This window comes from Sutcliffiella horikoshii (assembly GCF_008180725.1).
Taxonomy (GTDB): domain Bacteria; phylum Bacillota; class Bacilli; order Bacillales; family Bacillaceae_I; genus Sutcliffiella_A; species Sutcliffiella_A horikoshii_B.
This window is the reverse complement of record NZ_VTEV01000006.1, coordinates 45612-61638: the sequence shown is the minus strand read 5'-3', so window position 1 is coordinate 61638 and position 16027 is coordinate 45612. Positions and strand designations below refer to the sequence as shown.

Below are 16027 nucleotides of genomic sequence, written 5' to 3'. Positions count from 1 at the left end.
TTGGGATATGTGCAACGTTCCTAGAGAACTCTCCTACATTATAAATGGATAATAAAGCGTTTTCAATGTTAAAGTCCGAACTAGATGGTAAAATTCCGACTTCTCGAGTGAAGGTTGGGAGTAAGTTTGGGGACGTGGGAAAATACACTGATGTGTAAGTGATGGAAATGAGGAATAATGGATAAGTTCGTTGTATACATGGATAAATCACTTTTACAATGGATATAAATTTTTTACAATGGATAAATGGCTCTGAACAATGGATATAATCAATTTACAATGGATAAACGCCGATCCTCCCAAAAGACGGGTAGTGGAGATGGCCAAATTTAATCAGCGATGACCAATATACAATAAAAACTACGTTTAAAGCCGGCAAACTCCTCAACAACCAATCAAAAAAGCCCTCCCCGTCACATAAACAGGAAAGGCCACAACCATAACTTCATTATTACCTTACTTCACAGACTTGCGTTCCACAATCTCGGTAGAAAGGTTATAGTAATTTTCTACTGTATCCTCTTTGGCCAAAGCTTGGAATACTACATGCACCGCTAAAGCACCAACCTCATACTTGGGCTGCCTTACCGTCGTGAGCGGCGGGTTCACATATTCAGCCATCTGAATATCATCATACCCGATGATGGAAATATCGTCCGGTACGCTGATTTTGTTTTCTTTGAAAGCTTGCAGACCGCCAATCGCCATTTCATCATTGGCATAGAAAATGGCTTCCGGGAGCTGGCGTTGTGCAATCAACATTTTTGTTGCTCGGTAGCCACCCTCACGAGTAAAATCACCGGATAGCTTCCATTTATTTTGGTACTGAATTCCATGTTCCTTCAGGGCAGCCATGTACCCGTCAAAACGCATTTGGTTATCGTGAGAATTCATCGGACCGCTTACATACCCGACTTCACGATACCCTTTATTAATCAAGTATTCTGTAGCCGCATACCCGCCATGAAAATTGTCTACTTCCACTTGATACACAAACTTATGATTAATCTTTCGATCAAGTACGACGATGGGGAAACCTTCACGGGCTGATTCTAAGATAATATCATTTGTAATATTATGGGCAAGGATGATTGCGCCATCCACCCTTTTTTCTTTTAGAAATTTGGCAGCGGTTGACTGTGCACCACCAACAGAGCTGCATGCTATCAGGTCATAACCATTAGCTGTTGTAACTTCCTGTACCCCTTTAATTAGCTCGGAATAAAATGGACCTGATAAATCTCTTAAAATGAGTGCAATCGTGTTTGTTTTTGTTCTTTTTAAATCAGACGCAAAGCCATTTTTCATATAGTTTAGCTCTCTTGCGGCTTCTTGCACTTTTTTCATCGTAGCAGGACTGACCTTGTTTACATTGTTGAGTGCATAGGACGCCGTCGAAACAGCCACGCCTGCAAGCTTTGCCACATCTTTAATTGTTGCCACCTTGCTTAACCCCCTTATAGAGACAGGACACATATCCAAAAATGGCCTGTGAACTGCTTCTGTTCGAAACGTTTCAATCTCCTATCTCTAGCATAATGTAAACGGTCTTAATATTCAATAGCTGATAGCTTCCAAAGAGGGGCTCATCAAAAGCATATCCTACTTACTTTTCAAATAAATCCTGCCTGTCCTGACTTAATCCAAAAGGCAGGATTTCTGGGCGAGAACAACTAATTTTTATTAAAATATGCTTTCCCTCCACTGAAGATTCGTGGATGGCATGCATTACCTCTAGAACCTGCAGGGCCATATGTCCATTTGCCCTGTGCTGTCTGCCTGCTCTGATAGCATGGGCCATATCAGCCGCTCCAATTCCACGACTATTATCTGAGTAACCATACTCCAGTGGAAATACCTTAAAGTCGTTCGTCCCTATTTCTCGGACTCGTATTGCACCGCCAAAATTATTCGGATCTGGAACACTTAAGGTTCCCTTTGTCCCGTAGATTTCCATGCAAGGAAGCTGAGTTCCACCCATTACATCAAAACTTGTAATCAATGTTCCAACCGCTTCATTTTCAAAGTCTAGCAAGCCGGTGACATGTGTTGGTATTTCCACATCAATTTGGCGTCCGTAATCTTCTGCTCTTGTCACGGTCCGTTTTTCAAAAGCTGATTGGGTGGAGCCTGTCACTCGTTTAATTGGTCCCAATAGGTGAATGAACGCCGTTAAATAGTATGGCCCCATGTCAAACATCGGCCCCCCGCCTTTTTGATAGTAAAAGTCAGGAGCAGGATGCCAGCCTTCAGGACCCGCTCCAAGCATGAAACCTGTTGCAGCTACCGGTTTACCAATAATGGCTTCATCAATAAGTTTGCGGCAGGTTTGCAGCGCACCGCCTAGGAACGTATCTGGTGCACAACCAACACGAAGTCCTTTTTGTTCAGCCAGTTCTAAAAGTTTTTTTCCTTCTTCGACTTCTATCGTCAATGGCTTTTCCACAAATACGTGCTTTCCTGCTTCAAGTGCAGCAAGTGTCACGTCATAGTGTGCTTTAGGAATGGTCAGATTGATGACCATTTCAATTTCCGGATCTGCCAGCATTTGATCGACCGTGTAGACTTTCTCCACGTTATACTGTGCTGCCTTTTCTTTTGCGCGTTCCAAGTTCAAATCCGCTACTGCGACAATGTCCAAAATGGAAAATTTGGTTGGTGCTTCTAAATAAATTCCACTGATCGTACCTGTACCGATGACTCCCACTTTCACTTTTTTCAAGCTATTCTCTCCTCACAAAGAAATACGGCGCACTTAAATCTACGCCGTATTTCATTATTAGATTGGTATTTTCCTATTTTATCCTTTTTGTGGTAAAAAAACTTAGATGAATACCTCGACTATATTTTCCCCTTCAAACAGGAGTTGTGATAACTCTTCCTTGCCGATGATAAATCCTCCGTTACGATAGCGGTTGGAAACTTCTGCTCCCTTCACTGCTTTTCCATTTACACGAACTTCCTTCTGCTCTTGACCTAAATGGTAAACAAACTGAACATCGTGTCCATTTACTTTATAGGTAAAGTGCAATCCGTCAAGTTCTGCTGGCAGTACAGGATCCACTACAAGGTCTCCAGCTTGGAAACGGATGCCAAGGCAGTTGGATATTAGTTGGTTCATGTAGATTCCAGGTCCGCTAGAGTAAATTCTCCATCCGCCTTTTACTTTAACAGAACCATCGCGCAGTTTTCCGAATTGTTCTTGTGCTTCATAACGATTGTTGAACTGACCGTCAGAAGAGCTGAAGTAGGCGTTGCTTTGACGGCGTTCTGCGTTCGGCACTGCCTGTTGGATATTGATTGGGTTGATGGTATTCAAACCTTTCCACACTTCATCCGTCTTCCCAAGCTTGGCCATCGCTTCCACGTAGCGGATATGTGCGTGCACATATTGCAATCCGATCTCACGCCCGAAGTTAGCGGCTTGTTCTGCACGCTTAAAGTGGGTGCTGACACCACCTGCATAGTTCGCCGGTCGGTTCATAAGGCGCACGCCGTCTGGGCAGTACAATTCCTTCTTAATCAGGTCATAGTGTGCTTTCGCTTGTTCTGGTGTTAATAGTTCACTGATCATGCTTCGAGTCATTGGCAGCAAACGATAATGTATGCCTGTTTTTGTATCTTCTGGGTGTACCATCAATTCCGGCTTGTCCTGATCTTCCATATAGACGAAACCAGGAATCACTTCAGATGCAAGCATGTATTTGTTAAAGTCGATTTCAATTCCTTTTGCCAAAGCCTTTAATTCTGCTGCTTCCTCTGTTAATACTTCCTCAAGTGCTTTGGAAAGAGTGTTCAGCACCTGGTATGTCAAGGAAACGGTCCAGCTTGATACCATGTATTGTTTCAACTGCGCATTTGCCGGTTGCAGCGTGTCATCCCAGTCCCCATCACCATAGGAGGATAGGAAGGTATCATGTAAGAAGTGATCCTTAATGTATTGAATTTCTTTTTTGGCATGTTCGAACACAGTCGCTTTTTCTTCTGTGAAATGGAACGCACCACGAACTGTGTAAGGAACCTTTTCTTCTAAAATAGAGTAGTCCTTTGTGATCGTCAGGTAATCACTTAATACTTTTAATGGCCAAACAATGATATCCCCGTGGCTTTCTTCACTTTGAATACGGTTGTATTGATCGAACATGAACCATTGCGGCCAGTTCCCAGTGTCTTCATATTGATGAGTGTACACTTTTTTAATGATTTCCTTCACACTTTCGTAGTTTTGCGTTGCCATGAAATATTCTGTCGGCCCTTGGCAAACATCACGTGTTCCCCATGCCGCTCCACCGTACTGCTCCAAACCATGTGGTACAGAGTAGTGTACAAGCATATTGTGTGTGTACCACCAGGCAGTGGCATTCATTTTTTCTAGCTCTTCCTTGCTTTCGCCACTTAATGACAACTTAAATCCGTTCATCACTTTTTCAAAAAATGTACGGTAACGTTCCATTTCTGTGGTAAAATTCGGAGCTTTACATTCTCTCTCTTCACCGTGCAATAACCCTTGAACCGTCATCGTCCAGCTTGAAGTTGCTTCTGTTTCCAATACCACAAGGGAAGCAGATCCTTGAACGACTCCTTCTGCAAGTTTTGTTTCATCGTTAACCGTAAAGTCTGTGCCTTCAACAGTCAGCTTATAAGCCAGGTCAGGATAAACATGCTTGCTGTCAGACCCTTCCACTGCTGTGAACGTCAGCACCTTGCCTTCCTGTTTCATATCATAGGAAACAACCAGCTCATTGTTGTTCATGGAGATTTGGTTCGTAACAAGGTAACGATAGTTTTTACCGTTTTCAGACGTTACCGCTAATTGAATATCAGGAGAATCTACTACTGTATAGTTTGTGACCACAATCACATCGTCCACTGTTTTGTAAAACCAGCGAGCATAGTTAAAGCCAATTTCGAATAAAGTAGGCATTGTTAATAGCTTGTATTGCCCTTCCACTTCTACATAGATGCGCTGTCCGGAAGTTTTCATAACATTCAATGCATTACGGGCATTTGTCATCATCTTATGAAAGGACGTGTTGCCTACGACAAGCTGTGAGTTGAAGATTCCGTACATATAAGAAGTGGAAGTGATGATGTTTTCCGTCATTTTGTCATTATTGCCTGACATGATGATATGACCGTGCGGACGCTCCACGACAAGTTCTTTTTCTTTTAACACGATATGTTCATACGTATCGGTGAAGAAAGATAGCAACGTATCTCCGTCCCATTCTTCTTGCTGGCGAACAGGGAAATACTTATCTAGTTCCTCTTTTGTAAAAGATGCCCCGGAAAGCACACCGGATAGGTTGGCGTTGACCGTAACTTTCTCTAGCTCTTCAGTAGAGTCAGAAGCTAGCCCTTTTACTTCCTCCCAAGCTTGTGTTACCTCCTCAGAAAACTCAAGCTCTGTTACAGCTTCCTGATGATTATCTTTGAAAAGACCATAAAATACGAAGCTTTCTTGCCCATCAAGCACAACCTTTTCTGATTGCAAGCCTGTAAAAGCAAATTCATATTGGTAGATTTCATTGGCAAGTGTTTCTTTTATCAGCACTTCCGGCTCGTTTGTTTCTTTGTAAGAAAGACCAAAGAATTGGAATCCATCTGTTGAGTAGCCAACTGCTTTTGTAAGAGAGCCTTGCTGCAGGTAAGGAAAACCTCCTGGCTGTGGCTGATTCTGGCGGGAGCAGACTACATAGCCATTTTGCTCGTTTTCAAATACTGTGTGGTCAATGTATTGAGACAGGTAGGATTCGTTCGTTCGCACAAGTCCTTTGCTTCCGATTCCAACGTCTTGACCGTAAACGATATCGACTGTTTGTCCTGCACCATTTACTTTTATATCCCAAAACCAGATCTCTTTTTCAGATAGGCGGAAGTTTACGGAAAAGTCGATGTCAGCAACTGTTCCTTCCCATTTAATTTCATTTTGGGAATGGCTTGTGTTGCTGGTTGATTTTACGCCTAGTAGCGGATAAGCTTTGATGCCGTTTTCGCCGTGAACCCGAAGGTATAGGTTGTTGAGTGCACCGTCGATTGGGTTGGACATCCATTGGTTGATCATGATTTCTTTGTGTGTTGCTTCAAAGAGGTCTCCGCTGTTCAGGAAAGTAAAGCGAACATTACCGGCTTCTATATTAATCTTTTGATTGGCTGTTGTTGTTTGCATGATTAAAGTCCTCCTTTAATGGTTGTTACTTATACGACGCAGATGATTTTGGAAGAAGGGTTCGCTTTGCTCATAGTGTCCTTGAGATTACTCAGCTTTGCCGACGTTACTGGAAAAATCACGGATTTAAGGTCTTGTTTAAACACCGCTGTTGATTTCCGAAAAAGGCTTCGCTTTCCTAGGGGCGCTGTTGGAGCCTCCTCGGCTACGCCTGCGGGGTCTCCACCTAGCACTATCTCCCTCAGGAGTCTTCGCCTTTTTCTCCAATCAACAGCTAGAAATTTTTAAGTACATGAGATTTCAGTTTTCTGTGGCTTAGCTAGGCCTGTGGGGTCTCCACCTAGCGCTATCTCCCTCAGGAGTCTTCGCCTTTTTCTCCAATCAACAGCTAGAAATCATTAAGTACATGAGATTTCAGTTTTTCAGTGACTTAGCTACGCCTTCGGGGGCTCCACCTACCGCTTTCACCCTCGGGAGTCTTCGCCTTCTTCTTCAATCATCTGCTGATATTGCACTTTTGTTACAAACTACTTATTTAAAACGAACTCTTTTATTGTCAGTTCGTTGCTGTTCGGGCCGATCATGGCGTGGAATTTGCCTTTGTCGCTTTGGAAGGTCAGGTCCGAATGGTAGTAACGGAGCTGATCTTCTGTGATAGTGAAGGTTACTTGTTTTGTTTCGCCAGGCTCTAGCCATATTTTTTCATAGCCTTTTAGCTCTTTAAGCGGGCGGACGATTTCGCCTGATAGGTCACGGATATAGAATTGAATCGTTTCTTCACCGGCACGTTCACCTGTGTTCGTTACGTTGACCGTCACATCGATGCTGGAGTCTTCTGTTAAACTATCGGCTGATACGTTCATATCGCTGTAATCAAAGGTTGTATAGCTTAATCCGTATCCAAATGGCAGTAAAGGCTCATTTGGAATATCAAGATAATGTGTAACATATCGTTCCTGCTTGTTTTCACCTTGCGGGCGTCCCGTGTTGAAGCAGTTATAATAAACAGGCACCTGTCCGACAGAGTATGGGAAACTCATCGTAAGTTTTCCAGAAGGATTCGCATCGCCGTATAAAAGTTCTGCAATGGCTGATCCCGCTTCCGTTCCCGGATACCAGGCTTCAAGTAATGCTTCAGATTGATCAATTACTCCATGAAGATCTAACGGACGACCATTGAAAAGAACGGTCACGATAGGTTTTCCAAGCTCCCTTATTTTCCCGACAAGCTTTTTTTGTGCTTCCGGCAGGCGGATGTCTGCTCGGCAGCCGCCTTCTCCGCTCATCTCGGATGCTTCCCCAAGTGCCAAGACGATGATATCCGCTCCCTTAGCGGTCTCTATAGCTTCTGTTAGTTGCCCTTCTGTCATTGTTTCAATATCAGATCCTTGTGCCACTAAAAGATTAGCTTCAGATGTTTTGGTAAGCAGTCCGTCATAAACTTTTACTGCCGCTTCCTTTGAACCTTGCCAGGACCATGGTCCAAGCACGTCTCCATTTTTCGCAAATGGGCCGATCAGTGCGATTTTCTGCTCTTTATTCAACGGTAGAACCTGATCATTTTTTAAAAGAACACTGGATTTGATGGCAAGTTCTTTTGCCACTTGGCGGTGCTCGGGTGACATGATGACTTCTTTTTCTAGTTCCTCGCTTGTACCGCGGTATGGGTTTTCAAAAAGTCCAAGTTTGTTTTTGAGATTTAAAATACGTAAGACCGATTCATCGATAAGTGCTTCCGACAGCTCGCCGCTCTCTACCAGATCTTGAAGGTTCTTCGCATAACAGGCAGTCATCATTTCAATGTCCACCCCGGCTTCCAATCCTTTTAGTGCCGCTTCCCGTTCGTCTTCGGCAACACCATGTGGAATCAGTTCTTTCACAGCTCCCCAGTCGGAGATCATCACACCGTCAAAGCCCCATTCCTTACGTAACAGATCTCTCATCAGCTTTTTGTTTCCGGATGCAGGGATGCCGTCGACCGTGTTGAAAGCGGTCATGACCATCTCACAGCCTTCATCAAGTGCCGCTTTGTACGCTGGCAAGTAAGACTCCCGAAGCTGTCTTTCTGACATGTTGACTGTATTATAATCGCGCCCTCCCTCTGGTGCGCCGTATGCTGCGAAGTGCTTTACGCACGCTGCAACGCGGTGAATGTCATTGGTCAAGTCTTCTCCTTGGAAGCCTCGGACAAAGGCCTTGGCAAAGACACTGTTTAGATAAGGATCTTCCCCGGTTGATTCCATCACTCGTCCCCATCTTGGATCTCTTACTAAGTCGACCATCGGAGCAAACGTGACATGAACACCTGAAACAGAGGCTTCCTTTGCTGCAATTTCTGCACTCTTTTCCGCAAGTTCAGTATCCCATGAGCAACCAATTGCAAGTGGAACAGGAAAGATGGTTTTAAATCCGTGGACAATATCTGCCATCATCAGTAGAGGAATTCCCAACCTGTTTTCTGCAAGGTGCTCTCGTTGAATATTGGCAACTTCCCATGCCCCTGATGCACCAAGGACGGAGCCGCTGTTTAGCACCACTTCATTGGAGATTCCCATATCTTCAAGAGGACCGGTAATTTCTCCATCCCCTGCAGCACCTTTATAGAAGAACGTCGCCAATTGTATAAGCTGGGCTATTTTTTCCTCTAATGTCATTTGTTTTAAAAGATTTTCCATGTTTTTAGCCATCTTTAAATACCTCCCAATCACACTGCATGAATACGAAACGTTTTTACATATAATAATGAATAAATATAAGAGTTTTTGTAATAAAATGAACAGCATTTTTCGAAACGTTTCTATTTATTTCGATAAAGAGCCCTTAATGGCACTCTTTATCCCTTTATTCACCCGCAATACCAGATCGGTCGACACCTTCGACAAACCAGCGTTGCGTAATGGCATATACAACAAGCATCGGCAAAATGGTCATGACCGTACCTGCCATATTGATGCCTTCATTGATTTCAGATGCTTCCCCACCACTTTGCGGGTACATCTGTTGATAAGTTGCTACGAATTTTTGGAGTTCAAGTGGTAAGGTTGTTAACGAGTTACCAAAATAGATCGCTGCCAAATATGTTTCATTCCAGTACCAAACGAAAGAGAACAAGAACGATATGATAATGGCAGGTGCAGCCATTGGAAGCGCAAGCGTCAAGAAAATACGTAAATACCCTGCGCCATCAAGCTGGGCTGCTTCCTCAAGTGCTTTTGGCATCATTTTAAAGAACTGATAGAAAATCAGAATGAAGATTGCGCTGTTAATTCCTTGTCCAAGTAAGGCAGGGAATAAGAAAGCCTGAATGCTTCCCAGAATTCCAATCTCGTTAAAAAATACATAACGAGGGATGACTGTTACTTGAGGTGGAATGATGAACGTCGCCAATACCAGCACGAACATGGTTCGTTTAAATGGAAAGGCAAAGCGTGCAAACCCATACCCAACCACCGCACATACTGCCGTTTGAACGATGGCAGGAATAGCAGTCACATAGAGAGATTCCACTAAAGTAGGCAGGAATTTCAATACTGCATAGGCAGATTGATAGTTATCCAGATAAAGTTGCGTCGGGATCCAGTTTACTAGTGGATTTAAGATGTCATCTAAACTTTTTAAACTATAAGAAATCATATAAAGCAACGGGAATAAGTATACAAAGCCAATTCCGATTAACAAGCCGTAGATGAATAGCTTATATAGAAGGCCGTCGTTCCCTTTCATTCCGAAAGCGAGCTTTTTCAACCTGGTCACGATGCCTGTCCCTTTTGGTTTGCGGTTAGTCAGCGATTCGCTTGCCATGATAACGGCCTCCTTTAAGCATAATTTTTTCTTCCTCTAACGGTTAACAGTGCTACTGAAATACCCAGTGCAACTGCAATCAATAAGAAGTAGATCCAAGATAGGGCTGAGGCATAACCAAAGCCTGTATTAATTTGAAACATATTCGTTTGGATATGCTCGATGACTGGATTTAACGAAAATATCGAGAATGTCACTATCGTATATACTGTGTTAACAACAATCATTGGAAAAATGCTTGGGAGTGTCACTTTCCAAAAGCATTCCCAATTGGACGCGCCATCAATTTTGGCAGCTTCATAGACTTGTGTATCTATTTTCTGCAAGGCTGCCAGGAAAATTAAGAACTGCACTCCGGAAAACCATAAAATAATGATTAGGTTATCCATCAAATACAGGAGAACACTGCTGAATAAGGAATCCGCAGAGAGCATTGTTTCAAACACCGCATAGTCCTTGATGGACGGGATGGATGTCACTCCCTGTGAGATTAATTCATTGATAACCGGTCCGCTCGCAATGATAACCGGCAAGAAGAAGATCATCCGGAAAAAATTACGAAAGCGGATCGGCTGATTCAATAGAATTGCAATGATTAAAGAAAACACAATGATGATTGGCACCGATAACACAAGTTCCTGCACAAACGTCAACAGCTTTTGTGTGAACAATGCGTCGACTGTAAAGGCATCTTTGAAATTATCAAATTTTACAAAGGTTGTTTGAATGCCCTCTGTGGTGATCCGTACTTTTTGAAAGCTTAAGTACAGGGAATAAAAGAGGGGATAAGCTGTGAATAAGAGAAACCCAAGAATCCATGGTGAGATGAACAATAATCCTGTCAGCGTATTCTTCGAGCGCATGGATAGCTGCTTCATGCTTAATTCCCCCCTTCTTTTATGCTAAATGACGTTGCCGCGACCGTGGTTCCGTCAATGGTAACGTCTGAATCTGTATAGTTGACGATAATGGATACTCCATTTTCATAGACAACTTCAGACACCCCTTGTTGATGGACAATTCGATCGACAATCGAGCTGTTCTCTACTTTTCCAAGACTTTCTTTCACTTGAGTGTATTGACTGATCAGTTCCTCTTTCCAACTAGCAAACTCTGACGTATACAAACCTCTTGATGGAGTCTTCATTAATAACTGTGCCGACTCCCTTGTCAGATAAAAGGATGGATAAGCACCAAACTCGATCATTCTCAGCACTTCTTCCGTTGGATTGTGCGAGAAGTTGGAGAAGGTCGCATAATACGGCTTGTATCCCTTTAAGACGATTTGCAAGAAAGGAACAGTGTCTGTTACAAACATATAGTTGGAGGAGTACATCGGCATATCCAAGTACTTGTCCATATAACCCCAAGCGTAGTCATTCGGACGATAAAGGGATAAATTAATACCTTGTTCCTGATAGTGCGCAAACAGTTCTTGATTCAACCCAATCATCTCTGCTCTTGAAGACGACATGCCTTTATTAAAGTCAGAGAATAGTTTACTTGCAGTCGTTTCCACTGCTATATTTTCTACCCCGTGATCCTTGAAATCAGCTGCATCTTTTTTGGCAATTTCAAGCGATTTTGCCGGACTGAGATAATAACTGCTATAGCCAAATTGATTTTGCGTCATCGGCTGGCCGTTAATTTTCTTAGATACATCCTTGCTTCCAGAAAAACCGGATGCTCCGTCAAAAGCTGTCGTGAAGTCTGTGTGCAAATAAAAAGGAATGTCTTTTTTCTCTAAAGTTTGGATTGTTTCCTCCAACTCGCCTTTACTGCCAACCTTCTTCTCTAAAGGAAACTTTTGTGGAAGCGTTCCCGTCAGTCCGCCTTTTGTCCAGCCTCTTAACACCACATGCAGATTATCGACATCGTTTTGCTCCAGCTCTTCTACAAAACGAGGAATGTCTTGAATCTCTGTCATTTGCTCCACGGAATTCCAGATCAAGCCTTTTTTCGTTTCCCCACCCAAAAGCTCCAGACGAAGATCTACCTTATCTTCGTTGTTGTTAGAAAGCGTGCCTTTATCTTCTAAATGCTGCTGATATCTGTTTGCCATTCCGACATAATCTGCTTCTTCGTCAGATAAAAACATGACTTTCTGTTTGATATTGAAGTTATTTTTTTCTTCTTGGTAGACGTTAAATCCACCCATGCTCTTACTTGTCGGTTGAAAATAATTAAAGCGATATTGATAGTCAGATGTTACCCAATAGAAATCAGTAGATGCACCAGACGGGTAAGCAAGAACTCGCCCATAGCTTTGACCTTCCTCAATGGAAGTGATGAAGGCATTCTGCTTTACACCATGAACCGCTCCATAGACAGGAACGGAAATCTTTTGTGCAGGGTAGGTGTAATCATCTTCTGTGCTTTGCGGTCTTGTAAATCCTTCATCTTCACCATAAATGGAACCGATAAATGGCGTATCTGAGCGGAAAGCACTCTTTTCAAAACGCATGAGCGCCCCGCTTCCGTCCGGAATAAACAAATACCCGGTGATATCATCCATATGTGCGGCACCAAGGAAAGGATAGACTTTCATCGCCACTATCTTATTGTAGGTGCCGTCTTGTACACCTTCATTCGGCACATCAATGACAATGTTTTCGTCTTCAAGTGTCACGTTCAGCACTACTTCAATGCTGGAACCACGGAAATCTATTTCTGCAGTAAAGCCGTCGGCGTTCATTTGAATGCTCGGTTGCGTTTCTTCTGTCAGAATGCTTTCTGTTTTGATGTTACCGCGGCGATCCAAGTAATCAATGGTGAGAGCCGATTGCACCATATCTGTCCATGTGTTGTTCAAACGGTAATTCTCCGCATTATCCACACCGGAGTGCCAAATATAGCCTGTTTGTTTGTTTTGAATTTTTATTGCCAGCGACGCTTCTTGCACATATAGCGCAAGCTTGTCATTCTCCGTTACCTTTGTAAAGCCTTCAAGATTTCCTTCTGGCAGAGGTTTGTTTTCTCTCTCTGGCTTGGTGAACTGATTGGAATCAAAGCGGAGTGTCTCTTCTCCGAGCTCTGTTTCCACTTCGATTTCTTCCAACTCTTCCTTTGATGTTAATGATTCAGCGAATACTGAAACCGGAAGAATGGCGATAAGAATGATGAGCAGAATTTTTTTAAACACGGAGAATCACCTCCTGAATGATTGCTGTTACAAAATCAATAACCTGATCCATCAATACGTAGATAATGAAGCATACCAATACGATGATGAGCATACAGAATATTGTCGTAAAGATGTTTCGTACCGTTCCCAAGAATTCAAAGGCATGAATTTCTTTGATCATGATGAATAAGATAATCAACGACCAGCCCATCATCACTTGCATAAAGAATACATACAAGAAGTACTCATTTAGCGTAAGCACATTTGACATAAGTGTAATCGGAACCAAGAGCACAATGATCGGTGACAACGAATAAATGGTTCCAATATAGATATCCGAGAATCTTCCTTCACCATCGTTGATTGTACTAACTAGATAGTTGGATACGATGAAGAGAATGATTGGAAGAAATAATAGAATGAATTCCATTCCGAAATTAATCTGCTCTAAAGTGATACCGCCCCTGAAAATGAATCCTGTGAAATATTTCATGAACAAGAATTCCAAATAAAGAATGATATAAAGAATGGTAGCCGATAAAACGGAAACCCTTCTTTGCCTTTTAATATAATAGAAGCTGTCAATTGGATGACGTAAGAATTTGCCTAAAAATAATAGCTCACTTAATAGTTTCCTTTTTTTGAATGCCTGCCATCTTTTCCTTGCCGGCGCTAAGATTCCTTTCTTTTTATCTGCAAAAAGCAAGGTCGCCCTGACAACAAATAATCCGATTAAGAAAGCAAAAACAGTACTTAGATTTTCATTCATCCACTGATTCCTGATCTCCCAGAAGGAGTCGGAATAACCTGCTACATTCCCTACCAGTTCAAATGATTTTAACGCTGCTTCATAATCTTGCTGCTTGTAATACGCTTCCCCCATGGCGTTATGAGCAAGGCCAATGGAAGAATTCATGCGCAATACTTCGCTCCAATATTGCTCACTCTCTATGTAAAGTCCTTGAGCATAGAGTGAGATACCGCCATGAAGCATTTCTGCAAAAGCTGTCGGTTCCAGTACTTGCACTGTTCCCCGCTCTCGGTCTGTCACAAAAACTCGCCCAAGATTGTCTGTCGCAATACCGGATGGATCCATGAACAGTCCAAGACGGTTAGTTCCATCGTCTTTTCCGCCAAACAGGAAAAGGATATTTCCAAAGCTATCAAACTCAATTATTCTGCCATTAGCGTCGATAACAAAGAAGTTACCTAATGGACCTAACGTAATGTCTCTTAAGTTAGAAGAATCTAAGATCCCAGTCGGAAGGATGTTGCCTCCTGCAATATTCAGTTTCCTGATAGTTTCAAAGCTAGTACCTGCTGTAATAGTGTAAACAAGTCCTTTTTCATCAATTGATATATTAGTCGGCGCTGGCGGCACTTTTAGAAACATACTGGAGCGCTGCTGATCTGTTGTCAGTGCATCCTGAATTACAGACATTAACGACGGCCTTGTACGGTTTACTCCGAAGAATCCGTGAAATGTACCATCCTGACCAACCTGGATGATGCCATTTGTCGAACCCTCACCGATAATGTAGAGGTTGCCTCGTTTGTCCACGGTAATTTTCTGTGGCTTATACGGTGTTCTTGTTCCAAAAAGAGGAGAATCCGGTCTGCCGTATTCTTGGAGCATTTCCCCTTCTCTTGAAAAGTGGTAGACTTTTTCATTTGTATAATCCGCTACATATATTTGCTGTTCTTCATCCACGAAAACCCCAGTCGGCATTTGCAGGATTCCTTCTCCTACTTCTAACAGCTTTCTACCATTCTCATCAAACTTGGTGATTTTTTTCGTACCAGAATCAGCCACATACACATCGTTGTTTTGATCGATATAGACGTCTTCTGGATTGACTATATCACTCGTACTTCCGAAAAGCCCAACCGGTATATAGGCGGTCTGCGTTTCAATGATATCCCCTTCTGTTGATACCGTCTCTGTATTATATGGAACAGACAGGGCTGCAAAAGATTGCAAAGGAGAAAGGAGGATTAACCATACAGTCAATAAGCCAATGAAAATGCGCTTCATACTCTTTTTCTCCCCCTTCTACTTAATTCCTGAATGTGCCATCGTATTCATTACTTGACTTTGTAAGATGATAAAGATAATTAAATTTGGAATGAACATAATTAGAGATGCTGCTGCCGCCATTCCTTGACCCGCTACAGTGTTACCACTTGTGGCCGAAGTTAATGTCGACATGTAAAAGGCAAAAGTCTTCAAATTTTCATTATCGACAAACAATGTCGAGGTCTCCGTGTTATTCCAAACAAGTTGGAAAGATAAAATTGCAATGGTCGCAATCGCAGGTTTTACTAGCGGTATGATGATTTTTCGAAAAATTTGATAGTCCGTCGCCCCGTCCATCTGGGCAGCTTCTATTAATTCGTTCGGTATTTGATCAATAAACTGTTTTACTAGGAAAAGCCCAATCGGCATTGCGATCAGCGGGAAAATATGAACCAGGAACGTGTCCAACAGTCCCACCTTTTCAATAAGCAAATAACGTGGAATGACTACTGCTGCCGAAACGAACATTAACGCAAGTGTGTTGATTTCAAAGATGGTTTTCTTTAATTTGAATCGTTTTTTCGATAAAGCATACCCTGCCATTGTACTGATTAGGACAGTAACAAATACGACGATGAGGGTAATGGAAATACTATTAAACAAGTAACGCGACATCGGAACGCCCGATGTGCTCGTGTTATTCATTAAATCAATGAAGTTCTGCATCGTCGGCTTTTGCACAAAAAAGCGCGGTGGATAAGCGAATAGCTCATCGATTGGCTTAAAAGCGTGAGAGAAGACAAAGACGATGGGCATAGCCATAAAGATTGCGAGCGGTATTAGAAATGCATAGAACTTTAATTGGCTTTTGTGAAAACGGTCTGGATTGATTTTTGTTCCATGGAATGCCGACACA

9 protein-coding genes are annotated in these 16027 nt (G+C 42.6%); all 9 read right to left on the bottom strand.

Going from position 1 to position 16027, the window contains the following annotated elements; translation table 11 throughout:
• Nucleotides 1–456: 456 nt before the first annotated feature.
• Nucleotides 457–1443, bottom strand: coding sequence for a LacI family DNA-binding transcriptional regulator (locus FZC76_RS15575; RefSeq protein ID WP_148989102.1), 987 nt, complete (start codon nt 1441–1443; stop codon nt 457–459).
• A 163-nt stretch (nt 1444–1606) separates the two neighbouring features.
• Nucleotides 1607–2722 (bottom strand): Gfo/Idh/MocA family protein, encoded by a 1116-nt coding sequence (locus tag FZC76_RS15570; protein ID WP_148989101.1) that lies wholly within the window; start codon nt 2720–2722, stop codon nt 1607–1609.
• A gap of 102 nt (nt 2723–2824) precedes the next feature.
• Nucleotides 2825–6169, bottom strand: a complete 3345-nt coding sequence (locus tag FZC76_RS15565; RefSeq protein WP_148989100.1) for a GH36-type glycosyl hydrolase domain-containing protein — start codon at nt 6167–6169, stop codon at nt 2825–2827.
• Between the two features lie 527 nt (nt 6170–6696).
• On the bottom strand, nt 6697–8856 hold the full coding sequence (gene bglX / locus FZC76_RS15555) for a beta-glucosidase BglX (RefSeq protein WP_148989098.1): 2160 nt from the start codon (nt 8854–8856) through the stop codon (nt 6697–6699).
• 154 nt (nt 8857–9010) lie between these two features.
• The gene (locus FZC76_RS15550; protein ID WP_148989097.1) at nt 9011–9970 is read right to left on the bottom strand and encodes a carbohydrate ABC transporter permease; all 960 of its coding nucleotides are present in this window, start codon (nt 9968–9970) and stop codon (nt 9011–9013) included.
• A 14-nt stretch (nt 9971–9984) separates the two neighbouring features.
• Nucleotides 9985–10848 (bottom strand): carbohydrate ABC transporter permease, encoded by an 864-nt coding sequence (locus tag FZC76_RS15545; protein ID WP_148989096.1) that lies wholly within the window; start codon nt 10846–10848, stop codon nt 9985–9987.
• Nucleotides 10849–10850: 2 nt separating this feature from the next.
• A complete protein-coding gene (locus tag FZC76_RS15540) occupies nt 10851–13112 on the bottom strand; it encodes a DUF5696 domain-containing protein (RefSeq protein ID WP_148989095.1) in 2262 nt (753 codons plus the stop codon).
• A complete protein-coding gene (locus FZC76_RS15535) occupies nt 13105–15129 on the bottom strand; it encodes a YIP1 family protein (RefSeq protein WP_148989094.1) in 2025 nt (674 codons plus the stop codon). Before FZC76_RS15535 ends, FZC76_RS15540 begins: the two co-directional genes overlap by 8 nt.
• 18 nt (nt 15130–15147) lie before the next feature.
• Nucleotides 15148–16026 carry a carbohydrate ABC transporter permease gene (locus FZC76_RS15530; RefSeq protein WP_148989093.1) on the bottom strand — a complete coding sequence of 293 codons (879 nt, stop codon included), beginning with the start codon at nt 16024–16026 and terminating at the stop codon, nt 15148–15150.
• Nucleotide 16027 lies beyond the last annotated feature (1 nt).

Coding starts and splice junctions, on each gene's coding strand:
- bglX (WP_148989098.1), bottom strand. CDS start 8,856: ATGGCTAAAAACATGGAAAATCTTTTAAAACAAATGACATTAGAGGAA.
- FZC76_RS15550 (WP_148989097.1), bottom strand. CDS start 9,970: ATGGCAAGCGAATCGCTGACTAACCGCAAACCAAAAGGGACAGGCATC.
- FZC76_RS15565 (WP_148989100.1), bottom strand. CDS start 6,169: ATGCAAACAACAACAGCCAATCAAAAGATTAATATAGAAGCCGGTAAT.
- FZC76_RS15545 (WP_148989096.1), bottom strand. CDS start 10,848: ATGAAGCAGCTATCCATGCGCTCGAAGAATACGCTGACAGGATTATTG.
- FZC76_RS15535 (WP_148989094.1), bottom strand. CDS start 15,129: ATGAAGCGCATTTTCATTGGCTTATTGACTGTATGGTTAATCCTCCTT.